We start from the raw sequence: 23,727 nt of genomic DNA on the forward strand, positions 1-23,727 counted from the left end.
ATCCATGATTCGCTTTGAACACGTCAGTAAAGCCTATTTAGGCGGCCGCCAGGCGCTCCAGGGGGTGGATTTTCATGTCCGCCCGGGGGAGATGGTATTCCTGACCGGCCATTCCGGCGCAGGGAAGAGTACCCTGCTGAAACTGATTTGTGGGATTGAGCGACCCAGTGACGGCACCATTTTATTTGACGGCCACAATATCAGCCGTCTGAAAAACCGTGAAGTGCCTTTCCTGCGCCGCCAAATCGGCATGATTTTTCAGGATCACCATCTGCTGCTGGATCGTACGGTATATGACAATGTGGCGATGCCGCTGATCATCGCCGGTGCCAGTCAGGAAGATATCCGGCGGCGCGTCAGTGCCGCACTGGATAAAGTCGGTCTGCTGGATAAGGCCCGTAACTTCCCGGTACAGCTTTCCGGCGGTGAACAACAGCGTGTGGGGATCGCCCGTGCGGTGGTGAATAAACCGATGGTACTGCTGGCGGATGAACCGACCGGTAACCTGGACAGCGAGCTGTCAGAGGGTATTTTACGGCTGTTTGAAGAGTTTAACCGGGTGGGTGTCACCGTTCTGATGGCAACACACGATATCATGCTGATTGAACGGCGTAATTACCGCGTTCTGACGCTGAGTCAGGGACGTATGGCGGGAGGTCATCATGGCTAAGCAACCGCGTAAACCGGCAAAAAAAATGCCGTCCAAAGCCAAAGCGCTGAAAGGCGGCTGGCGGGAACAGTGGCGGCACGCATGGGTTAACACGCTGGGCGATATGCTGCGCCAGCCGCTGTCAACACTGCTGACCGTCATGGTGATTGCCATTTCTCTGACACTGCCGAGTGTATTTTATATTGTCTGGAAAAACGTCAGTCATGCCGCGGAACAATGGTATCCGACCCCGCAGCTGACAGTTTATCTGGACAAAGGGCTGGATGAACAGGGCGGACAAAAACTGGCGGATGAGCTGAAAGCGCTCGACGGCGTGGAGAGTGTCAATTATCTCTCCCGCGACCAGGCGATAACAGAATTCCGGGCCTGGTCCGGCTTCAGCACCGCGCTGGATATGCTGGAAGAGAACCCGCTGCCGGCGGTGGCGATTGTCACACCGAAAGTGGATATGCAGAGCAGCGAAACACTCTCCACCCTGCGTGATCGTGTCACCGCCCTGTCCGGGATTGATGAGGTGCGCATGGATGACAGCTGGTTTGCGCGGCTGGCGGCACTGACCGGCCTGGTCGGGCAGATAGCTTCCCTGATCGGGATACTGATGGTTGTGGCGCTGTTCCTGGTGATCGGCAACAGTGTGCGGCTCAATATTTTCAGCCGCCGTGAAACCATCAATGTGATGAAACTGATCGGTGCGACAGACGGCTTTATTCTGCGTCCGTTCCTTAACGGCGGAATGCTGCTCGGGGCGTTTGGTGCAGTGCTGTCCCTGGTGCTGTCTTCATTACTTGTCTGGAAATTGGGCGATGTGGTGACTGATGTTTCCAAAATTTTTGGCACAACATTTACACTGAGCGGTCTGGACTGGGATGAAGCACTGCTGATTGTGCTGGTTTCCGGTATGATTGGCTGGATCGCCGCCTGGCTGGCAACTGTCCGCCATTTGCGCAATTTTATGCCGCAGTAACCCTGTCATTATCCGGCGGGGAAATGACCCGCCGGATATCCCGCATCACCGGTTTATACTCAACCAAATGACAACGCCGGCACTAAGTGATAGGCGTAACTCTGTCCTGTGTTGTACACTATTTACCATTACCGTCTGCCGACGTCATTTTTATTTGTACTGAGGACTGAATGACTAAAGATACGCAATTCCCTGTTTTAGTTCCGCAAGGGAGCATTGAGGCCTATATCCGGGCAGCTAACCAGTATCCGATGCTGACAGCCGAAGAAGAAAAAGAGCTGGCTGAGCGTCTGTATTACGACGGCGACCTTGAGGCCGCGAAAAAGCTGATCATGTCACACCTGCGGTTTGTTATCCATGTTGCCCGCAGCTATTCAGGTTATGGCCTGCCTCAGGCGGATCTTATCCAGGAAGGCAACATCGGGCTGATGAAAGCCGTGCGCCGCTTTAACCCGGAAATGGGTGTGCGTCTGGTGTCGTTTGCGGTTCACTGGATCAAAGCTGAAATTCACGAATATGTGCTGCGCAACTGGCGCATCGTCAAAATTGCCACCACCAAAGCACAGCGCAAACTGTTTTTTAACCTGCGCAAATCCAAAAAACGTCTGGGCTGGTTTAACCAGGACGAAGTGGAAATGGTGGCGAAAGAGCTGGGGGTAACCAGCAAAGATGTGCTGGAAATGGAATCCCGCATGGCGGCACAGGACATGGCATTTGATATGTCCGACGACGATGACGGCGACCATCCGGTCGTTGCCCCCGCACTGTTCCTGGAAGATAAATCCTCTGATTTCGCCGATGAAATTGAGGAAGATAACTGGGACAGCCATGCCACGGATAAACTCACCCTGGCGATTGATTCACTGGACGAGCGCAGCCGCGATATTATCCGGGCCCGCTGGCTGGATGATGATAACAAAACAACGCTTCAGGAACTGGCGGATAAATACGGCGTTTCCGCAGAGCGCGTCCGTCAGCTGGAAAAGAATGCCATGAAAAAACTGCGTGAGGCGATTGAGGGCTGATAACAATGCTCCCGTTTCCGCCGCAATCTGCTATGGTAGCCATATTATTTTCTGATAATCACTGACGGAGATATTATGGCTTTTTCGTCTGAAGACAAAGCGGTTTTGCTGGCGGTCAAAGGTGTGGGCAGCAAAGTGATTGAACGCCTGGAACAAATGGGTTTTTCCGATCTGAATCAGCTTGCCGCCGCCGATGCGCAATCCCTGCTGAGTGCCGGTGCCGCACTTACCGGCTCCACCTGCTGGCGCAACAGTCCGCTGGCAAAAAAAGCCATTGAATCCGCGATTGCGGCCGCACAACAGGCACAGAATCAATCCTGATATGACACCGGTTCAGCTCGATCAGCGAACCGCCCGGCTGATTGTTCAGCGGGCGATGCAAATCCTCAGTTACTCCGTCAATGTGATGAACGCGCAGGGAGTGATTATTGCCTCCGGTGATCCGCAGCGGGTGAATCAGCGCCACGAAGGTGCAGTGCTGGCGCTGACGGAAAACCGTATCGTGGAAATTGATGAGGCGACGGCTGCCACGCTGAAAGGCGTGAAACCGGGAATTAACCTGCCGGTGATTTTCCGCGATACCATGGTCGGTGTGGTCGGGATTTCCGGTAAACCGGATGAGGTGCGCAACTACGCCGAGCTGGTGCGCATGGCGGCGGAACTGGTGCTGGAGCAGGCTGATTTGCTGGAAAAATCCCAGTGGGATCGCCGTTACCGTGATGAACTGGTCAGCCAGCTGATAAGTCCGGAGCAGCAGCCGCAGTCCGTAAAATCCATCGCAGCCTATCTCGGGATCTCCCCCGATAAACCCCGCATTGCCCTGATCCTCGCACTGCCTGCGCCGGATCATGAACAGTTTCACCGTCTGGTGGAATATATTGATAATCTGAAAATGGATCTGCTGGTCAGTATCCGGGGGATCAACTCCCTGGTGGTACTGAAGCCGGTGGCCTGCGATGCGGATTTTCAGCCGCTCTCCCCGGTACAGAAGCAGTTGCAGGTACTGCGGCGTCAGCTGCCGGATTTGCTGATGTACGTCGGCGGTTTTTTTCACGGGCACAACGGCCTGCACCGCTCCTGGCAGAGCGCCTGTGCCGTGCAGCAACTGGGGCAGACACCGGCTTACAGTCGTCAGAAAACCATTTTTTATGATGAAGTCAAATTACCTGCGTTATTACAGGGATTTCAGGAGAGCTGGCAGGCAGCTGAACTGGCCTCCGCCTGGCAAAAACTGAAAGCAGAGGACACCCGCCGTGTACTGTGCCATACCCTGAAGACGTATTTTGATCAGAATTGTGATCTGTCTCAAACCACAAAAATGCTGCATATTCACACAAATACCCTCCGTTACCGCCTTCAGCGTGTTGAATCGATTACTGGCTTAAATATCAACAGATTAGAAACGATAATTCAGCTTTATTTCGGTATTTTGACTGATCTTTGATTTGTGGGTTTGCACAAAATACGCAATTTCAGTCCGTTCTTTTTTGTCGGAACCTCTCAAGCTTAACTCACTGGCAGCCGCCATAATGCATCCTGTTCTGTTCAAATAATCATAATTACAGCAGGAGTCTGCACATGGTGACGGTTTCAGCTTTGGGCGCAATGGTTGCGCTGGTCGTGGCGATAGGATTAATACTGAAAAAAGTACCGCCGGTATACGGGATGATGGCGGGGGCGCTGGCCGGAGGATTGGTCGGCGGGGCTGATCTGGTGCAGACGGTGACACTGATGGTCACCGGGGCTCAGGGGATCACTAACGCGGTGCTGCGTATTCTGGCAGCCGGTGTGCTGGCCGGGGTACTGATTGAGTCCGGTGCGGCAAATACCATTGCGGAAACCATTGTCCGCAAAGTGGGCGAAAAGCGGGCGCTGCTGGCGCTGGCTGTGGCGACCCTGTTACTGACGGCGGTCGGTGTGTTTATCGACGTGGCTGTTATCACCGTTTCACCGATTGCACTGGCGATTGCGCACCGCGCGGATCTGTCCAAAATGGCGATTCTTCTGGCGATGATCGGCGGCGGTAAAGCGGGTAACGTGATGTCACCGAACCCGAACACCATTGCGGCGGCAGATAACTTTAACGTACCGCTGACATCGCTGATGGCGGCGGGGATTATCCCGGGAATTTTCGGGCTGATCGTGGCGTACTTCCTGGCGAAACGCCTGGTTCACCGTGGCTCGAAAGTGACACAGGAAGAGCTGGTTGCGGCGCATCATGACGGCAAATTACCGGGATTCTGGGCGGCAATGAGTGCACCGCTGGTGGCTATTTTCCTGCTGTCACTGCGTCCGGTTGCCGGTATCAGCATTGATCCGCTGATCGCCCTGCCGGTGGGCGGTCTGGCCGGTGCGCTGATCATGGGACGCTTCCGTCAGTCCAATCATTTTATTACCTCCGGACTGAGCCGGATGGCGCCGGTGGCGATTATGCTGCTGGGGACAGGAACCCTGGCGGGAATTATCGCCAACTCGGGTCTGAAAGATGTGTTAATTAACGGTCTGACTGCGTCCGGACTGCCATCCTATCTGCTGGCACCGATTTCCGGTGCTCTGATGTCCATGGCAACCGCATCCACCACAGCGGGTACGGCAGTGGCGTCTGCGGTATTCAGCTCAACACTGCTTGACCTGGGTGTGAGTGCGCTGGCAGGGGCGGCGATGATCCACGCCGGTGCGGTTGTGCTCGACCAGATGCCGCACGGCAGCTTCTTCCATGCAACCGGCGGCAGTGTCAATATGCAGGTTCATGAGCGTCTGAAATTACTGCCTTACGAAACGATGGTGGGTCTGGTGATTGCGATTGTATCCACTCTGATTTTTGGTGTCTTCGGGTTTGGCGGGTAAAGGAATTAAGTATGAAAATAGTGATTGCACCGGATTCATTCAAAGAAAGTCTGACCGCCCTTCAGGTTGCGGATGCCGCTGAAGCGGGTTTCAGAACTGTTTTTCCGGATGCGCAGTACATCAAACTGCCGATGGCAGACGGCGGTGAGGGGACGGTTGTCTCCATTATTGAAGCCACACAGGGAAAATTAAAAGAAACAGATGTCACAGCCCCGCTGGGGAATAAAGTGACCGGGTTTTACGGGCTGTCCGGCGACGGAAAAACAGCCATTATTGAAATGGCGGCGGCATCCGGATTACATCTGGTGCCGCCTGCACAGCGCGATCCGCGTGTGACCACGACGTTCGGTACCGGAGAGCTTATCCTCGCGGCGCTGGATGACGGTGCGGAAAAAATTATCCTCGGGATCGGCGGCAGCGCCACCAATGACGGTGGTGCCGGTATGATGCAGGCGCTGGGGGTGGTATTCCGTGATAAACAGGGAAATTCACTGCCGTTCGGCGGCAGTGCGCTGGCAAAACTGGCTTCCGCGGATTTGTCCGGGCTGGACCCGCGCCTGGCGAAAACGGAATTTGTGGTGGCCTGTGATGTGAATAATCCGCTGTGCGGACCGAAAGGCGCATCCGCCACTTTCGGACCACAGAAAGGCGCGACACCGGCGATGGTCAGCGAACTGGATGAGGCTCTGCGTCACTACGGGGAGGTCATTGAATCACTGACCGGAAAATCACTGAGCGGTATCGCCGGTGCCGGTGCGGCAGGCGGAATGGGGGTTCCGCTGATGGCGTGGCTTGATGCCCGGATGCAGCCCGGTATTGAGATGGTGATAGAAACACTGGATCTGCACAATGTGGTGAAAGATGCCGATCTGGTGATCACCGGGGAAGGGCGGATGGACAGCCAGACGATTCAGGGGAAAACCCCGGCAGGTGTGGCGAAAGCCGCAAAAGCCCGCGGAATTCCGGTGATCGCGCTGGTTGGCGGGATGAGCGACGACTACGCCGTTGTTCATGAACACGGTATTGATGCCGTATTCTCTGTGATCCCGCGGATCTGTACTCTGGATGAGGCTCTGGCACAGGCGGCGGTTAATATTGAAGTCACTGCCCGTAATATTGCTGCGGTACTGGCGATGAAAATCGCATAAAAAAAGAAAACGACTGAGAAAAATAACAGCCGGGGCTTTGCCCCGGTGATATTGCAGACAAAGCAGGATAAAACGTGGTTTTTCCTGCTTTGTGTTATCAGCCGAAAGTGTTATCAGCCGAAAATCAATAAATTGATTTTCCTGGTTTATTTTTACAACCTCTGGCGGTCGTCGCTAATCCCTGCGGGGTTGTCAACGGCCTGACCGTCGCTTCGCTCCGGTTTTTTATCAGTAATATTCGTAACGGGACTCCAGCGTGATCCCGCTGCTCTGAATAGCAGAAGAACCTTCTAGCTGAATCGCTTTGATCATCGTCTGTAATTCACAGTTTCCGTACTGATCCCATTTATAGCAGGTGTAGGAATAGGCACTTTTCCCCCAGAACGTCGGCAGTTTCTGAGTGACACCGGCGACCTGGTTATATTCGTTATAGGTATATTGCTGCGTCATTACGTTCGGCTGATCGATATCGGTCAGCAGCCCGCTATTGTCATAATGATAAACCTTGATCCGCGTTTCACCGTTTTCAGTCTCTTTCTCTGAAACCAACTGGTTATTCTGATAACGGTAGCGGGTTTCTGACTGCCAGGATTGATTGTCCGGTGCGGTTTTATAGGATTCTGTCAGGCTGACGATCCGGTTTTCATCATTCCGGGTGTATTGCTGATCAATCTGCGTACTCAGCATGCTGCCGCCCGGGATCACATTACTGATGATGACAGTGGCCTGATCCGGTTTTTCCGGGACGATTTGCGTGGTCTGGGTAATCGGCACCTGGCTTTCTTCCATCGACATTTCCCGGTATTCATAATCATACCGGGTCAGCGCACCGCAGGCATTGAAGTGCAGTTTTTCTTTCACCCACAGGATAAGTCCCATCGAGCGGTAAGAGGTGATCGTGATTGATTTTACCGGCCCGTTATATTTTGTGCCGGTAATAATAAATGTATTTTGCTGGTTAATATCCCGGGCTGCATCATTGCACCGGCCGGGTGCTGCTGCTGTGCCGGTCAGCGGAAACGCAAAAATGAGCAGAAACATGCCTGTTAGTTTATTCATGGCGCGGACCATTCCATCAGTCATAGTGAACAGAAAACCCGTATCCGGAGAAATCAATCAGTAAACTGAATCAGATAACGGGTTAATACTTCGCCGGTTGAATCTAATAATAAAGGGAGATAATTACTATCGGAATAGTGGGGAAAACTATTTTTCCGGTGATGAATTTCCGCATTAAGTAATACTTAACGAATCATTAACCAGTTTATAACACTGTTTTTTGCCGAAAAAACACCCGATCACAACCAGATATTATCCTGTAAATGATGCAATAATCTCCTTTTATGATTTGCTTTCCAGAATAAAAATCCTGTTTAATGGTATGAAAATAAAGCATTAATTAATGTAATGCGACTCATTATACGGTAACTGCAAAAAATACCGCGCAAGCTGACCGTCCGGTCACTGCAATGCTAACCGATGGGGATTTTCCGATGAAGACAAAAATGAAAATGGCAATGATCGCCGGAGCTGTATCCTGTGCATTAAGTGCAGCGGCGTACGCTGAAGATATTAAAGTTGCGGTGGTGGGGGCAATGTCCGGACCGGTCGCACAATACGGTGATATGGAATTTACCGGTGCCCGTCAGGCGGTTGAGGATATCAACGCCAAAGGCGGCATTAACGGCAACAAACTGGTGATCACCGAATACGATGATGCCTGTGACCCGAAACAGGCGGTAGCGGTGGCCAACAAAGTCATCAATGACGGTATGCGCTATGTTATCGGTCATCTCTGCTCCTCCTCCACACAGCCTGCATCAGATATCTATGAAGACGAAGGGATTCTGATGATCACCCCGGCGGCAACCAATGCGGATTTAACCACGCGCGGTTACAGTCTGATTATGCGCACCACCGGTCTGGATTCTGACCAGGGGCCGACCGCGGCAAAATATATCCTCGAAAAAGTGAAGCCGCAGCGCATTGCCGTGGTGCATGACAAACAGCAGTACGGTGAAGGTCTGGCGCGTTCCGTGAAAGACAATCTGAACAAGGCCGGGGTGAAAGAAGTACTGTTTGAAGGGGTGACGGCGGGTGATAAAGATTTCTCCGCGCTGGTGGCGCGTCTGAAGAAAGAGAATGTGGATTTTGTCTATTTCGGCGGTTACTACCCGGAAATGGGACAGATTTTACGCCAGGCAAAACAGGCGGGGCTGAATATCCGCTTTATGGGGCCGGAAGGCGTGGGTAACTCCTCACTCTCCAATATTGCCGGTGATGCTTCCGAAGGTATGCTGGTGACGCTGCCGAAACGTTATGATCAGGTTCCTGCCAACAAACCGGTGGTGGATGCTCTGGCCGCGAAAAAACTGGATGCGACCGGGCCGTTCGTCTGGACAACCTATGCCGCATTACAGTCTCTGACCACCGCTATGCAGCGCAGCGGCAGCATGGAACCGGCTGATCTGGCCGCCGACCTGAAAGGCAAGCCGGTTGAAACCGTCATGGGCGAACTGAGTTGGACACCAAACGGAGATCTGAAAGGCTTCGAGTTCGGCGTATTTGAATGGCACAAAGACGGAACTTCATCACCGCTGAACTGATCCGCAGCGGTGACTGATGCGGGCAGTGTGTTTCAGGGGAGTGCGCTATGTCAGAACAATTATTATATTTTACGCAGCAATTGCTGAACGGATTAACGCTGGGAAGCACCTATGCCCTGATCGCCATCGGTTACACCATGGTGTACGGCATTATCGGTATGATTAACTTTGCCCACGGCGAAGTGTATATGATTGGCAGTTACGTTTCGTTTATTGTGATTGCCGGGCTGATGATGCTGGGGATTGATGTCGGCTGGCTGTTAATTACTGCTGCATTTATTACAGCGATAATTATTGCCAGTGCCTATGGCTGGAGTATCGAACGGGTCGCCTACCGGCCCGTCCGCCACTCAAAACGGCTGATTGCCCTGATTTCTGCGATCGGGATGTCCATTTTTCTGCAAAACTTTGTCAGTCTTTCCCAGGGCTCCCGCGATCTCGCACTGCCCGGGCTGATTAACGGCCGCTGGACCATCGGCGAGAGCGGCGGTTTCTCTGCCACTGTTTCAGCTATGCAGATCACCATCTGGGTGGTGACGGTGCTGGCGATGCTGGCGCTGACGCTCTTTATCCGGTATTCGCGGATGGGGCGTGCCTGCCGTGCCTGTGCGGAAGATCTGAAAATGGCCGGCTTACTCGGGATCAACACCGATCGCGTGATTGCCCTGACCTTTGTGATCGGTGCGGCGATGGCGGCGGTGGCCGGGGTGCTGCTGGGGCAGTTCTACGGCGTGATCAACCCTTATATCGGCTTTATGGCCGGGATGAAAGCCTTTACCGCAGCGGTTCTCGGCGGGATCGGCAGTATTCCGGGGGCGATGATCGGCGGGGTGATCCTCGGCGTATCAGAAGCCATGACCTCTGCCTATTTCAGTACGGAATATAAAGATGTGGTGTCATTCGGCTTGCTGATTCTTGTGCTGCTGGTGATGCCGACCGGTATTCTCGGGCGTCCGGAGGTTGAAAAGGTATGACGAAATCTCACTGGATCAACGCCGTTATCGCCACGATAACCCTGTTTGTGCTGTCATCTGTGATGATGGGTCTGCAATTGTCCCTCGACGGCACCCGTCTGATTGTCCGCAATGCAGATGCTATCCGCTGGGAGTGGATCGGTACCGGTTGTGTGATTGTCTTTGTTTTTCAGCTGGTGAGGCCGTCACTGAAAAAGCTGACGGCGCGTCTGCCGAAAAGCAGCGTATCACTGCCGGGTTTTGACGGCTCTACCAATACACAGAAAATTATTGCCGGGCTGATTATTGTCGCTGCCATTATCTGGCCGTTTATGGTGTCACGCGGCAGTGTGGATATCGCCACTTTAACCCTTATCTATGTGATGCTCGGCCTCGGGCTGAATGTGGTCGTCGGGCTGTCAGGCCTGCTGGTACTGGGCTACGCCGGGTTTTATGCCATCGGGGCATACACCTACGGACTGATGAACCACTATTTCGGCTGGGGATTCTGGCAGAGCCTGCCGCTGGCCGGGATTGTCGCGGCGCTGTCCGGTCTGCTGCTCGGCTTTCCGGTGCTGCGGCTGCGGGGGGATTATCTGGCGATTGTGACGCTCGGCTTCGGGGAAATTGTCCGTATTCTGCTGCTGAATAATACAGAATTTACCGGCGGGCCGAACGGCATCAGCCAGATCCCGAAACCGACGCTGTTCGGACTGGAATTCAGCCGGACCGCCAAAGAGGGCGGCTGGGATACCTTCCATAATTTCTTCGGTCTGGCGTATGACCCGGGTGATCGCGTTATCTTCCTGTATCTGGTCGCGCTGCTGCTGGTACTGGCAACGCTGTTTATTATCAGCCGGTTACTGAGAATGCCATTAGGCCGGGCCTGGGAAGCGCTGCGTGAGGATGAAATCGCCTGCCGCTCGCTGGGACTCAGCCCGACACGTATCAAACTGACGGCATTTACTATCAGTGCGGCGTTTGCCGGGGTGGCGGGCACGCTGTTTGCCGCCCGTCAGGGCTTTATCAGTCCGGAATCCTTTACCTTTACAGAGTCTGCATTTGTGCTGGCGGTGGTGGTACTGGGTGGTATGGGATCACAAACCTCGGTGATTCTGGCAGCGATCATTCTGGTGGTTTCCCGTGAAATGATGCGCGATCTGAATGCTTACAGCATGCTCCTCCTCGGGGCGCTGATGGTGCTGATGATGGTCTGGCGGCCGCAGGGATTACTGCCGGTATCGCGCCCGCATCTGAAAATCGGCACGGCGGATGCGGAAAAAACCGGAGGTGCACAATGACAGATACGTTATTGCAGGTCTCCGGCCTGACCATGCGTTTCGGCGGATTACTGGCGGTAAACAATGTATCGCTGGAGCTGAACCGGGGCGAGATTGTCTCGCTGATCGGCCCCAACGGCGCGGGAAAAACCACGATCTTCAACTGCCTGACCGGCTTCTACAAACCGGCGGACGGGCAGATCCTGCTGCGCGGAAAACCGGTGCAGGGATTATCCGGACAGGCGATCGCCCGTCTCGGTATGATCCGCACCTTCCAGCACGTCCGTTTATTCCGGGAAATGACCGTGATTGAAAACCTGCTGGTGGCGCAGCATCAGCATCATAAAAGCGGCCTGCTGGCCGGACTGCTGACGCTGCCGTCATTCCGGCGCGATCAGCGTGAAGCCACGGAACGTGCGGTGATGTGGCTGGACAGAATCGGGCTGACGGCGCTGGCGAACCGCCAGGCGGGTAACCTGGCGTATGGTCAGCAGCGGCGGCTGGAAATCGCCCGCTGTATGGTGACCCGGCCGGATATTCTGATGCTGGATGAACCGGCGGCGGGGCTGAATCCGAAAGAAACAGACGATCTGGATGCACTGATCGCGGAACTGCGGGCAGAGCACGGTGTGTCTGTCCTGCTGATCGAACATGATATGAAACTGGTGATGGGGATTTCAGACCGGATCTATGTGGTGAATCAGGGGACGCCGCTGGCAAACGGTACACCGGCGGCGATCCGCAACCATCCGGATGTGATCCGCGCGTATTTAGGGGAGGCATACTGATGCTGGAATTTAATCATGTCTCCGCGCAGTACGGAAAAATTCAGGCACTGCATGAAGTCAGCCTGTCGGTGCGCAAAGGGGAAATTGTCACCCTGATCGGCGCGAACGGCGCGGGAAAAACCACGCTGCTCAGCACACTGTGCGGGGAGCCGCGGGCGACCACCGGTGAAATCCGCTATCTCGGGGAAAACATCACCGCACTGCCGACGGCGCAGATTATGCGCAAAGACATTGCACTGGTGCCGGAGGGACGGCGGGTATTCGGGCGGATGACGGTGGAAGAGAATCTGGCCATGGGCGGCTTTTTTGCGTCCAAAACGCAGTATCAGACGCGGATTGCACAGGTATATGAACTTTTTCCGAGGCTTCAGGAGCGGCGTCATCAGCGGGCGGGAACAATGTCCGGCGGCGAGCAGCAGATGCTGGCTATCGGCCGCGCACTGATGAGCAATCCTCAGTTGTTATTACTGGATGAACCGTCTCTCGGGCTGGCGCCGATTATCATCATGCAGATTTTCGACACTATCCGCGAACTGCGTGATGCCGGCATGACAATCTTTCTTGTTGAGCAGAATGCCAACCAGGCGCTGAAACTGGCGGACAGAGGTTATGTACTTGAAAACGGACGTGTGGTGCTGGAAGATACCGGTCAGGCACTACTGGCGAATGAAGCGGTCAGAAGTGCTTATCTGGGGGGCTGATTTCTGTTTGCTGACATAAGGTGTGTTTATGGCCGGGCATGATTTTGTAATAAAAGCGGATGATTTATCCTCACCGCAAACAGGGGCGCTGATTGCCCTGCATTTACAGGGAATGGCGCAAAATACGCCGCAGGAGCATGTTTATTCCCTGGATAAAAGTGGTCTGCGGGCGGATAACATCCGTGTCTGGAGTGTGTGGGACGGTGACCGTATCGCGGCAGTAGGGGCGCTGAAACAGCTTTCTGATACGCAGGGTGAAATAAAATCGATGCGGGCCCATCCTGATTTTCGCGGCAAAGGCGCGGGTAAATTACTGCTGCTGCACATTATTGCACAGGCAAAACAAGATGGTATGACGCGTCTGAGCCTTGAAACCGGCTGCCATCCGGATTTTGAACCGGCACTGACACTTTACCGCCGCTGCGGCTTTCTGCCCGGGGCGGCATTTGGTGATTATCATGCCGGTGAGCATAATCAGTTTTTTCATCTGAATCTATAATAAACGGGCGCGCCGCGCCTGTACTTTTCCCTCTGCGGGTTGTTATAAACCCGCATTTTTATACTATTTTTATACCTTTCCCTCTGAATTTTGCGACATCTTTGCACCCGCTTTTCTAGACTCCGTAATGAATACCTCACACATGTAAGGACAAGTTATGAGTCTGGCTCTTATTGCAGGCATCGCCGGTACATTACTGCTGCTGGCATACCTCCTTTATGCCCTGATTAAGGCGGAGAAATTCTGATGGCCGCGAATGCTTTTTTACTTATCGCCGGTTTTCTGATCGTTTTGCTGATTGCGGCAAAACTGCTCAGTAACCTGCTGGTCTGCTTTATTGACGGTACACCGCTGCCGGTTCTGCGCCGGGCAGAGGGAGTGCTGTGGCGCTTTGCGGGAATTGGCCGCGACGAGATGCGCTGGCAGGGATATCTGACCTCATTACTGCTGTTTAATGCGCTGGGGCTGATTTTTCTGACGGCGATCCTGATGTTACAGGCGGATTTACCGCTCAATCCGCGTCATTTTCCCGGAATGTCATGGGATCTGGCGCTGAACACGGCGGTCAGTTTTGTCACCAATACTAACTGGCAGTCTTACAGCGGGGAATCTTCAGTCAGCTATTTCAGCCAGATGGCCGGACTGACGGTGCAGAATTTCCTGTCTGCGGCTACCGGAATTGCTGTGGCGTTTGCCCTGATCCGCGCTCTGTGCCGCCGCTCTGTGAAGACACTCGGAAACGCATGGGTTGATCTCACCCGTATCACGCTGTGGCTGCTGCTGCCGCTCTCGGTGATTATTGCGCTGTTCTTTATCTCGCAGGGGGTTATTCAGAACTTCCATGATTATCAAACTATTATCACGCCGGAAGGTGTGCAGCAGGTATTGCCGATGGGGCCGGTTGCGTCTCAGGAAGCAATTAAACTGCTTGGTACCAACGGCGGCGGTTTCTTCGGTGCCAACTCGGCGCATCCGTTTGAAAACCCGACCGCACTGACTAACTTTGTGCAGATGCTGGCGATTTTCCTGATCCCCGCATCGCTCTGTTTTGCATTCGGGCGCTGTGCCGGGAATCCGGGCCAGGGACGGGCACTGCTGGCGGCGATGACCATTGTCTTTGTCGCCGCCGCTGTGGCGGTGATGTGGAGCGAAACTCACGGTAACCCGGCATTTGCGGGAATGGGAATCGACAGTACGTTCAATATGGAAGGGAAAGAGAGCCGCTTCGGTATTCTTGCCACCGGGCTGTTTGTGGCCGTGACCACCGCCGCCTCCTGCGGCGCGGTAAACAGCATGCATGACTCCCTGACACCGCTGGGCGGCCTGGTTCCGCTGTGGCTGATGCAGATCGGCGAAGTGATCTTCGGCGGCGTGGGGGCCGGTTTCTACGGCATGATGCTGTTTGTCTTCCTCGCCGTTTTTATCGCCGGACTGATGATTGGCCGCACGCCGGAATACCTCAGCAAAAAAATTGAGGTGCGGGAGATGAAGCTGACTGCACTGGCAATTCTGGTCACACCGGCACTGGTTCTGGGCGGCACCGCCCTGGCGATGATGACGGAAGCCGGACGCAGCGCCATGCTTAACCCGGGCGCACACGGCTTCAGTGAAGTGCTGTATGCACTGTCATCGGCGTCCAACAACAACGGCAGTGCCTTTGCCGGACTGAGCACCAACACCCCGTTCTGGAACCTGCTGCTGGCATTCTGCATGCTCGCGGGTCGTTTCGTGGTGATTGCGCTGGTGATGATGCTGGCAGGTTCACTGGTCAGCAAAACCATCCGGACAGCCGGTGCCGGGACATTACCGACAACCGGGCCGCTGTTTACCGGCCTGCTGATTGCAGCGGTATTGCTGATCGGCGCACTGACCTTTGTTCCTGCACTGGCACTGGGGCCGGTTGCGGAATTTCTTGATTTACTTAAGTGATTGACGGGAGAACACCATGAGTCGTCAGACACAGCGATTATTTGAACCTGCGCTTGTGCGCAGGGCCCTGCCGGATGCGTTCAGCAAGCTCTCGCCGGTGGTGCAGTGGCAGAATCCGGTGATGTTTATTGTCTGGTGCGGCAGCCTGCTGACCACACTGCTGGCCGCCGGGATGTTAAGCGGATTTATCAGCGGTAACGGCGGATTTACCCTCACCATCGCCCTGTGGCTGTGGTTTACCGTTCTGTTTGCCAACTTTGCCGAAGCACTGGCGGAGGGGCGCAGCAAAGCGCAGGCCGACAGCCTGAAAGGAATGAAAAAAACCAGCCGCGCACGGCGTCTGCATGCCGCACAGCGCGACAGCAGTTTTGATATGGTTTCTGCTGATACCCTGCGCAAAGGGGATGTGGTGCTGGTTGAAGCGGGGGATCTGATCCCGTGCGACGGTACGGTGCTGGAGGGCGGCGCTTCCGTGGATGAGAGCGCTATTACCGGGGAATCCGCCCCGGTGATCCGCGAATCCGGCGGTGATTTTGCCTCTGTGACAGGCGGTACCCGTATTCTGTCCGACTGGCTGATTATTGAGTGCAGTGCAAACCCGGGCGACAGTTTCCTCGATCGCATGATCAGCATGGTCGAGGGTGCAAAACGCAGCAAAACGCCGAACGAGATTGCCCTGACTATCCTGCTGGCTGCGCTGAGTATCGTATTCCTGCTGGCGGTCGCGACACTCTGGCCGTTTACCGCCTATACCGGTCATCCGGTTACTCTGACGGTCATGATTGCCCTGCTGGTTTGTCTGATCCCGACCACCATCAGTGGTCTGCTCTCCGCCATCGGTGTGGCAGGGATGAGCCGTATGCTGGCGGCCAACGTGATCGCCACCAGCGGACGGGCGGTGGAGGCTGCCGGGGATGTGGACGTGCTGCTGCTGGACAAAACCGGGACAATTACCCTCGGTAACCGCCAGGCATCTGCTTTCCTGGCCGCACCCGGCACGGATGAAAGAACGCTGGCGGATGCAGCACAATTATCATCCCTGGCAGATGAAACTCCGGAGGGGCGCAGCATCGTGGTGCTGGCAAAACAGCGTTTCAGCCTGCGGGCACGGGATCTGGAAAGCCTGAATGCGACCTTTATTCCGTTTACCGCACAGACCCGCATGAGCGGCATCAATGTGGACGGACGTACTATCCGTAAAGGTTCTGTGGATGCTATCCGCCGCTATATTGAAGCAAATCACGGCCATTTCCCTGCACAGGTCGATAAACTGGTGGAAGATGTCGCCCGCAGCGGCGGCACACCGCTGGTGGTGGCGGAAGAGCATCGTGTGCTCGGGGTTATCGCACTGAAAGATATCGTGAAAGGCGGGATACGTGAACGTTTTGCACAACTGCGCCAGATGGGGATCAAAACCGTGATGATCACGGGGGATAACCGGCTGACCGCCGCAGCGATTGCCGCCGAAGCCGGTGTGGATGATTTCCTCGCGGAAGCGACCCCGGAAGCCAAACTGGCGCTGATCCGTCAGTACCAGAAAGAAGGACGGCTGGTGGCGATGACCGGCGACGGCACCAATGATGCACCTGCGCTGGCACAGGCTGATGTTGCGGTTGCGATGAACTCGGGCACCCAGGCGGCGAAAGAGGCGGGAAATATGGTCGATCTGGACTCCAACCCGACCAAGCTGATTGAGGTGGTGCATATCGGTAAACAGATGCTGATGACACGCGGCTCGCTGACCACATTCAGTATCTCCAATGATATCGCCAAATATTTCGCGATTATCCCGGCGGCGTTTGCGGTGACCTATCCGCAGCTGGATGCACTCAATATTATGCGCCTGCATTCGCCGGACTCCGCCATGTTAAGTGCGGTGATCTTTAACGCCCTGATTATTGTCTTTCTGATCCCGCTGGCGCTGAAAGGTGTACCGTATCACGCCCTGAGTGCCGCACAGATGTTACGCCGTAATCTGTGGATCTACGGACTGGGCGGCCTGGTTGTGCCGTTTATCGGTATTAAATTGATAGATATGTTACTGACCCTGACAGGGTTAGTATAAGGATAAACAATGAGTCAGATACGTCCTGCAATTATAATATTTCTGGTTCTGGCGCTGGTCACAGGGGTATTTTACCCTCTGCTGACTACTTCGCTCGGGGAGTGGTGGTTTGCCCGTCAGGCCAACGGATCGCTGATTGAAGTGAATAATGAAGTGAAAGGCTCGGCGCTGATCGGCCAGCAGTTCACACAGCCCGGCTATTTTCACGGACGCCCGTCAGAGACAGCAGAGCATCCGTATAACGCGCTCAGTTCCGGCGGCAGCAACCTGAGTACCGGTAACCCGGAACTGTTACAGCGGGTGGCGCAGCGGGCGGAGACATTAAGAGCGGAAAATCCGGATGCGTCCCGTATGGTGCCGGTTGATCTGGTTACCGCCTCTGCCAGCGGGCTGGACCCGGATATTTCTCCGGAAGCTGCTTACTGGCAGGCACCGCGTGTCGCCAAAGCGCGTAATATGACACAGGCTGAAGTGGAACAACTGATCGGTCAGAATATCACCACGCCGGTACCGGCTTTTACCGGTGTGCCGGTCGTGAATGTGCTGACACTGAATCTGGCGCTGGATGCACATACCGCAGACAAAACCAGCCTGAACTAACGGAAGGACAGCATTATGTATGATGAGCCACTGCGCCCCGATCCTGACCAGTTACTGGCACAGGTCACAGAGCGCCCGCGCGGAAAACTGAAGATTTTCTTCGGTGCCTGTGCGGGTGTCGGGAAAACCTATGCCATGCTGAAGGAGGCGCAGCGGCTGCATGAACAGGGCATTGATGTGCTGGCCGGGGTGGTGGAAACCCACGGCCGCAGTGAAACCGCCGCCCTGCTGGAGGGATTGCGCATCCTGCCGCTGAAAAAGCACAACTACCGGGGACGGCAGGTTATGGGGTTCGATCTGGATCGTGCGCTGGCGATACATCCGGCGGTGATCTTAATGGATGAACTGGCTCACACTAACATCCCCGGCGCCCGTCACCCGAAACGCTGGCAGGATGTGGAAGAACTGCTCAATGCCGGGATCGATGTACTCACCACCATCAATGTGCAGCATCTGGAAAGCCTGAATGATATCGTCGGCGGTGTAACAGGGGTTCGTGTGCGCGAAACGGTGCCGGACCCGGTATTTGATGCCGCTGATGAAATTGTGCTGGTGGATTTAACCCCGGACGATCTGCTCGGCAGGCTGCGTGAGGGGAAAGTATATTTGCCTGCCCAGGCGGAGCGGGCGATCGAACACTTTTTCCGCAAAGGTAATCTGCTGGCGCTGCGTGAACTGGCACTGCGGCGGACGACGGATCGGGTCGATGAACAAATGCGCGCCTGGCGGGAGCGGAAAGGACAGGAAAAAGTCTGGCACACCCGGGATGCCATTCTGGTCTGCCTGCGTCCTGACGGCGGCAATGAAAAACTGGTTCGCGCTGCGGCCCGGCTGGCGGCCCGGCTCGGCAGTGACTGGCATGCGATTTTTGTTGAAACTCCCGCACGCCATAAATTACCGTCACCACAGCGGCGTACCATCCTCACCACACTATCGCTGGCACAGCAGTTGGGGGCAACCACCGCAACACTGGCGGAGCCGGAAGAGAGTCGTGCGGTTATCCGTTATGCGCGGGAGAACAACCTCGGCAAAATTATGATTGCCCGCCATGAGCGGACATCCTGGTGGCGGCGCGACAAATTACAGGAACAGCTCAGCCGCAGTGCTGCTGATCTGGACGTGGTGATGATCGCCCCGCAGGACAGACAGCCGGAGAGCCGGGAAAAATTCAGTGACAACCGGCCGTTTCTGGATAAACACAAAACGGATTTGCAGGGCTGTGCGGTCGCGGCACTGATTTGTGCGGCTACCACCCTGATGGCGCATCACTGGCTGATGGCATTTGATAACGCTAACCTGGTGATGCTCTACATCCTGGGTGTGGTGGTGGTAGCACGCTTTTACGGGCGCTGGCCCTCTGTGTTTGCCACGATTATTAACGTCATCAGCTTTGACCTCTTCCTTATCAACCCGAAAGGGACGCTGGCCGTCTCGGATATGCAGTATCTGCTCACCTTTGCTGTGATGATGACCGTCGGGCTGGTGATCGGCAGCCTGACCGCCGGTGTCCGCTATCAGGCGCGGGTGGCGCGTTACCGCGAGCAGCGTACCTGGCATCTGTATGAAATGTCAAAAGCGCTGGCGGTGGCGCGGGAGTCTGACGATATTGCCTCCGTCAGCTGTCACTTTATCAGCCACAGTCTGCATGCCCGTTGTGAAATGCTGCTGCCGGATGAGCAGGGGAATCTGATCCCGGCCGGCGGCGGCACGGAGGATAACGGCCGCGATGATGCGATCATCCGCTGGAGTTACGACAAAGGCCAGCCCGCCGGATTCGGCACCGGCACGCTGCCTGGCGTGCCGTATCAGATCCTGCCGGTCTGCACGACAGAAAAAGTCTACGGTGTGGTGATTGTGGAGCCGTATAACCGTCGTCAGCTGCTGATCCCCGAACAGCAGCGGCTGCTGGAAACCCTGATCCTGCTGGCAGCCGGTGCGCTGGAACGCCGCACGCTGACAGAACGCGAAGCACAGTCACGGTTGGTCAGTGAACGCGAACAGGTCCGTAACTCGCTGCTGGCGGCGCTGTCTCATGATCTGCGCACACCGCTGACGGTATTGTTTGGTCAGGCGGAGATCCTCACGCTGGATCTGACCAGTGAAGGCTCGCCGTATGCCGCACAGGCCAACGAGATCCGCCAGCACATCCTCAGCACCACGCGGCTGGTCAATAACCTGCTGGATATGGCGCGGATTCAGTCCGGCGGCTTTAATCTCAATAAAGAGTGGCTGCCACTGGAAGAAGTGATCGGCAGCGCACTGCAAATGCTGAAACCGCGTTTTGACACGGATTCGGTACAGATTGACCTCAATGATCCGATGCAGCTTATCTGTGCGGATGGCCCTCTGTTTGAACGGGTGTTGATCAATCTGCTGGAGAATGCGATAAAATACGCCGGTCCGCAGGCACAGATGGGGATCCGCTCACGGCTGTCGGACAATATGATTGATATTGAAGTGTGGGATAACGGCCCGGGTATCCCGTCCGGGCAGGAAGCACAGATATTTGAGAAATTCTCGCGCGGACAGAAAGAATCCGCCATCCCGGGCATCGGCCTCGGGCTGGCTATCTGCCGGGCGATTGCGGAAGTGCACGGCGGCACTATTTTGGCCGGAAACCGCGACGGGGGTGGCGCAAGCTTCCATATCCGTCTACCCTGTGAAAATCCGCCTGTGATTGATGAAGATGACAACCCGTTGTGACCACTGTACTGATTATTGAAGATGAAAAAGGTATCCGCCGCCTTCTGCGCACTGCGCTGGAGGGGGATTCCCTGCGCGTGTTTGAGGCAGAAGACCTCGCCCGTGGCCTGGTGGAAGCAGCGACCCGCAAACCGGATCTGGTTATTCTCGATCTGGGATTACCGGACGGTGACGGTATCACCTTCGTGCAGGAATTCCGTCAGTGGAGTTCTGTACCGGTGCTGGTGCTTTCCGCCCGCGACAGTGAACATGATAAAATTGCCGCCCTGGATGCCGGGGCGGATGACTATATGACCAAACCCTTTGGTGTCGGTGAATTACAGGCGCGGTTGCGGGTACTGCTGCGCCGCTATCCCGGAAATGAGAAGAATGATCCGGTGTATGAGTTCGGCGATATCCGTGTGGATATTGCCGGGCGGCAGGTCAGTAAAGCCGGGGAGGAAGTGCATCTCACGCCGATAGAGTTCCGCCTGCTGGCTATTCTGATTGGTCACAGCGGCAAAGTACTGACTCAGCGGCAGCTGCTTAATGAAGTATGGGGACCGAATGCCGTCGAACATGCCCATTACCTGCGTATTTATATGGGGCATTTACGCCAGAAACTTGAAACCGATCCGGCACGTCCGCAGCATTTCATTACTGAAACCGGTATTGGTTATCGCTTTGTGGTGTAAATAGTCGTCATCGTCTTCCGGGAACGCATAACTATTTTTCTTATGACGGATGGCGATTATGGTAATCGTGATATCTGCCTCTTTTCTGTTTTTCAAATCTGCTTATTCATATCACGATATGCGATAAATACCGCTATTAAATAATGTTGGTTTTTAACTTAATAATCTAAAATATCAAATGTTACTGCGTGCTTGTTATTCACTGGTCGTAAATAGTGTTTTTTTAATTTAAAATTCCATGTGTTTAAAATAGCATTTTATTGTTTTTTAATTTGGTGTATTTAAAATTAAATGTTCATGGTGAGAGTAAAGTGTCATTCTTATGGTTGTGCAGGTTAATAATGTAAAATAAAATGAATAAACCTATCTTATGTGTTAATGTATATATAATTCTTATGTTTTTCAATAAATATCTTTTTAAAATAAAAGGATAAATAAACACGCATTCCATCAGATTATGTTAACCGGAATAATATCAATTGGTATTTAAATCAACGTCATGTTGGTTTTAATTACGCGCGCATTGAAACCTGACTATCATTTTTTTGAAAATTAAATGATAACAATCGCACATCTTGTGTCATAGGATATTACATGAGTACCTTACATATGGATAAATACATAAATTCGTCCGGAACCCTTACTTCTGCCAGAAAGGGATTTAAATTAAAAGAACCTTCTCTTATTAAAATAGCCATAGTCACATTCTTCTCATCTCTGCCAATGCTGTCTTTTGCGGTAGCAAGTGATTTAACAATTAATGTTGATAAAGCTGATTATAAAGCTCTTGTATATGATAAAGCATTATATCAATCATATTTTTCGGGGTCGATTTGGAGCGATGGTGGTGATAACCTGATATTCCCTGAGTTAATGGCTATTGGTTTCCAGTCGAAATTAGCGAATTCTCCGACAAGTTCCGCTAAAGACGCCACGGGAGGTTCCATGCTCATCGGAACCAAAGCGGAAGTCTATGGTTTTGGCAGTACGGGGATCGGAGCTGGAACCTATGCCAGAGATGGCAGTACTGCATTGGGGGCAACGGCGATTGCTAATAACTTTAGTACCAGTATCGGACGATTTGCGGTTGCTGAAAATAACGGGGTTGCACTGGGAAAAAATGCCATCTCAACAACCGCTGCAAAGGGTGGGATCGCGATTGGTAATGATAGTAAGGTTACTGCGGAGCGTGCTATTGCTTTAGGTGATGGTTCGCAAGCAACAACCGCAAATGAAGTATCATTCGGTAATGCGTCATTAAAACGTAAGCTGACCAATATTTCTGCCGGCTCTTCTGATAATGACGCTGTCAATTTTGCGCAGTTATCAGCCACTAATGAAATTGTCACTAAAAATACAGATGATATTGCCGGTCACACCACAGCAATCACCACCATCAACAATAGTCTGACAGAGGGTACACTGGGTCTGGTGCAGCTGAGTGCTGATGGTAAGAACGTTGTGCTCAGTGATAAAGCCAAAGATGCGACAGTATTTGAGTTCGGTGACAAAAAACTCAGCGGTGTCAGCAATGCTGCACTGGCAGCGGATTCCACTGAGGCGGTGAACGGCAGTCAGCTGTTTGCCACCAATGAACAGGTAAAGGTGAATACAGACGGGATCACCCAACATACTGCTGATATTGCGGGCAATAAAGCCGCCATCACTCAGAACACCACAAATATTACGAAAAATACTACTGATATTGCAGGCAACACGGCGGTAATTACTCAGAACACCGCCGATATTGCAGGCAATAAAACGGTTATTACTCAGAACACCGCTGATATTGCAGGCAATAAAGCCGATATCGCTAAAAATACTACGGATATTGCGGGCAATAAAACCGCCATCACTCAGAACACCACAAATATTACGAAAAATACGTCTGATATTGCAGGCAACACGGTGGCAATTAATCAGAACACTACTGATATCACAGGCAATAAAACAGCGATCACTCAAAACACCACAAATATAACCAAAAATACGTCTGATATTGCAGGTAATAAGGCTGATATCACCAAAAATACCACGGATATTGCGAAGAATACCGGTGATATCACCACCATCAATAACAATCTGGCGGCGGGGACTCTGGGTCTGGTGCAGCTGAGCGATGATGGTAAGAAAGTTGTACTCAGTGACAAAGCCAAAGATGCGGCAGTATTTGAATTCGGCGGTAAAAAACTCAGCGGTGTCAGCAATGCTGCGCTGGCAGCGGATTCCACCGAGGCGGTGAACGGCAGTCAGCTGTTTGCCACTAATGAGCAGG

The 23,727-nt window shown here is 53.7% G+C and carries 20 protein-coding genes and 1 pseudogene; 20 read left to right on the plus strand and 1 reads right to left on the minus strand.

Annotated features, from left to right (window positions below; all coding sequences use genetic code 11):
* Nucleotides 1-4: 4 nt before the first annotated feature.
* The 7 genes from ftsE (at nucleotide 5) to AAZR23_RS16390 (ending at nucleotide 6,654) form a co-directional block, all read left to right on the plus strand.
* On the plus strand, nucleotides 5-670 hold the full coding sequence (gene ftsE, locus AAZR23_RS16360) for a cell division ATP-binding protein FtsE (protein ID WP_046893053.1): 666 nt from the start codon (nucleotides 5-7) through the stop codon (nucleotides 668-670).
* The gene (ftsX, locus tag AAZR23_RS16365) at nucleotides 663-1,634 is read left to right on the plus strand and encodes a permease-like cell division protein FtsX (RefSeq protein WP_052926641.1); all 972 of its coding nucleotides are present in this window, start codon (nucleotides 663-665) and stop codon (nucleotides 1,632-1,634) included. The genes ftsE and ftsX overlap by 8 nt, the downstream gene beginning before the upstream one ends.
* Before the next feature lie 170 nt (nucleotides 1,635-1,804).
* Nucleotides 1,805-2,659 carry an RNA polymerase sigma factor RpoH gene (gene rpoH, locus AAZR23_RS16370; protein WP_046893051.1) on the plus strand — a complete coding sequence of 285 codons (855 nt, stop codon included), beginning with the start codon at nucleotides 1,805-1,807 and terminating at the stop codon, nucleotides 2,657-2,659.
* 75 nt (nucleotides 2,660-2,734) lie between these two features.
* Nucleotides 2,735-2,980, plus strand: a complete 246-nt coding sequence (locus AAZR23_RS16375) for a Pathogenicity locus (RefSeq protein WP_046893050.1) — start codon at nucleotides 2,735-2,737, stop codon at nucleotides 2,978-2,980.
* A 1-nt stretch (nucleotide 2,981) separates the two neighbouring features.
* Complete coding sequence (locus AAZR23_RS16380) at nucleotides 2,982-4,103, plus strand: sugar diacid recognition domain-containing protein (RefSeq protein WP_046893049.1); 1,122 nt, start codon at nucleotides 2,982-2,984, stop codon at nucleotides 4,101-4,103.
* A gap of 134 nt (nucleotides 4,104-4,237) precedes the next feature.
* Nucleotides 4,238-5,506 carry a GntP family permease gene (locus tag AAZR23_RS16385; protein WP_349417038.1) on the plus strand — a complete coding sequence of 423 codons (1,269 nt, stop codon included), beginning with the start codon at nucleotides 4,238-4,240 and terminating at the stop codon, nucleotides 5,504-5,506.
* Nucleotides 5,507-5,517: 11 nt separating this feature from the next.
* A complete protein-coding gene (locus AAZR23_RS16390; protein WP_230060317.1) occupies nucleotides 5,518-6,654 on the plus strand; it encodes a glycerate kinase in 1,137 nt (378 codons plus the stop codon).
* A gap of 228 nt (nucleotides 6,655-6,882) precedes the next feature.
* On the opposite strand, the gene AAZR23_RS16395 is transcribed toward AAZR23_RS16390, so the two are convergent.
* Complete coding sequence (locus AAZR23_RS16395) at nucleotides 6,883-7,713, minus strand: hypothetical protein (protein WP_434693788.1); 831 nt, start codon at nucleotides 7,711-7,713, stop codon at nucleotides 6,883-6,885.
* 434 nt (nucleotides 7,714-8,147) lie between these two features.
* Here AAZR23_RS16395 and AAZR23_RS16400 point away from each other — a divergent pair, with 434 nt between their 5' ends.
* From AAZR23_RS16400 to AAZR23_RS16460, 13 genes and pseudogenes are all read left to right on the plus strand, one after another.
* Nucleotides 8,148-9,260, plus strand: coding sequence for a branched-chain amino acid ABC transporter substrate-binding protein (locus AAZR23_RS16400; protein WP_052926739.1), 1,113 nt, complete (start codon nucleotides 8,148-8,150; stop codon nucleotides 9,258-9,260).
* A 47-nt stretch (nucleotides 9,261-9,307) separates the two neighbouring features.
* Nucleotides 9,308-10,234, plus strand: a complete 927-nt coding sequence (gene livH, locus AAZR23_RS16405) for a high-affinity branched-chain amino acid ABC transporter permease LivH (protein WP_052926638.1) — start codon at nucleotides 9,308-9,310, stop codon at nucleotides 10,232-10,234.
* Nucleotides 10,231-11,514 (plus strand): high-affinity branched-chain amino acid ABC transporter permease LivM, encoded by a 1,284-nt coding sequence (locus AAZR23_RS16410; RefSeq protein WP_434693793.1) that lies wholly within the window; start codon nucleotides 10,231-10,233, stop codon nucleotides 11,512-11,514. The genes livH and AAZR23_RS16410 overlap by 4 nt, the downstream gene beginning before the upstream one ends.
* Nucleotides 11,511-12,281 carry a high-affinity branched-chain amino acid ABC transporter ATP-binding protein LivG gene (gene livG, locus AAZR23_RS16415; RefSeq protein WP_052926636.1) on the plus strand — a complete coding sequence of 257 codons (771 nt, stop codon included), beginning with the start codon at nucleotides 11,511-11,513 and terminating at the stop codon, nucleotides 12,279-12,281. The genes AAZR23_RS16410 and livG overlap by 4 nt, the downstream gene beginning before the upstream one ends.
* Complete coding sequence (livF, locus tag AAZR23_RS16420; RefSeq protein WP_046893042.1) at nucleotides 12,281-12,982, plus strand: high-affinity branched-chain amino acid ABC transporter ATP-binding protein LivF; 702 nt, start codon at nucleotides 12,281-12,283, stop codon at nucleotides 12,980-12,982. The genes livG and livF overlap by 1 nt, the downstream gene beginning before the upstream one ends.
* Nucleotides 12,983-13,010: 28 nt before the next feature.
* Nucleotides 13,011-13,481: a GNAT family N-acetyltransferase gene (locus AAZR23_RS16425; RefSeq protein WP_434693795.1), complete on the plus strand. Its 471-nt coding sequence runs from the start codon at nucleotides 13,011-13,013 to the stop codon at nucleotides 13,479-13,481.
* 157 nt (nucleotides 13,482-13,638) lie between these two features.
* Nucleotides 13,639-13,728, plus strand: coding sequence for a potassium-transporting ATPase subunit F (locus AAZR23_RS16430; protein WP_071997682.1), 90 nt, complete (start codon nucleotides 13,639-13,641; stop codon nucleotides 13,726-13,728).
* Nucleotides 13,728-15,410 carry a potassium-transporting ATPase subunit KdpA gene (kdpA, locus tag AAZR23_RS16435; RefSeq protein WP_166708561.1) on the plus strand — a complete coding sequence of 561 codons (1,683 nt, stop codon included), beginning with the start codon at nucleotides 13,728-13,730 and terminating at the stop codon, nucleotides 15,408-15,410. Before AAZR23_RS16430 ends, kdpA begins: the two co-directional genes overlap by 1 nt.
* Before the next feature lie 16 nt (nucleotides 15,411-15,426).
* Nucleotides 15,427-17,475, plus strand: a complete 2,049-nt coding sequence (kdpB, locus tag AAZR23_RS16440; protein ID WP_434693799.1) for a potassium-transporting ATPase subunit KdpB — start codon at nucleotides 15,427-15,429, stop codon at nucleotides 17,473-17,475.
* 9 nt (nucleotides 17,476-17,484) lie between these two features.
* On the plus strand, nucleotides 17,485-18,075 hold the full coding sequence (gene kdpC, locus AAZR23_RS16445) for a potassium-transporting ATPase subunit KdpC (RefSeq protein ID WP_432692482.1): 591 nt from the start codon (nucleotides 17,485-17,487) through the stop codon (nucleotides 18,073-18,075).
* A gap of 15 nt (nucleotides 18,076-18,090) precedes the next feature.
* A complete protein-coding gene (gene kdpD / locus AAZR23_RS16450) occupies nucleotides 18,091-20,778 on the plus strand; it encodes a two-component system sensor histidine kinase KdpD (RefSeq protein ID WP_046893037.1) in 2,688 nt (895 codons plus the stop codon).
* Nucleotides 20,775-21,452, plus strand: coding sequence for a two-component system response regulator KdpE (gene kdpE, locus AAZR23_RS16455; RefSeq protein WP_434693804.1), 678 nt, complete (start codon nucleotides 20,775-20,777; stop codon nucleotides 21,450-21,452). Before kdpD ends, kdpE begins: the two co-directional genes overlap by 4 nt.
* A 945-nt stretch (nucleotides 21,453-22,397) precedes the next feature.
* Nucleotides 22,398-23,727 (plus strand): annotated as a pseudogene (locus AAZR23_RS16460) (hypothetical protein); the annotation flags it as partial.

The sequence above is a fragment of the Morganella sp. Je.2.23 genome (genome assembly GCF_051129855.1).
GTDB lineage: Bacteria > Pseudomonadota > Gammaproteobacteria > Enterobacterales > Enterobacteriaceae > Morganella > Morganella sibonii.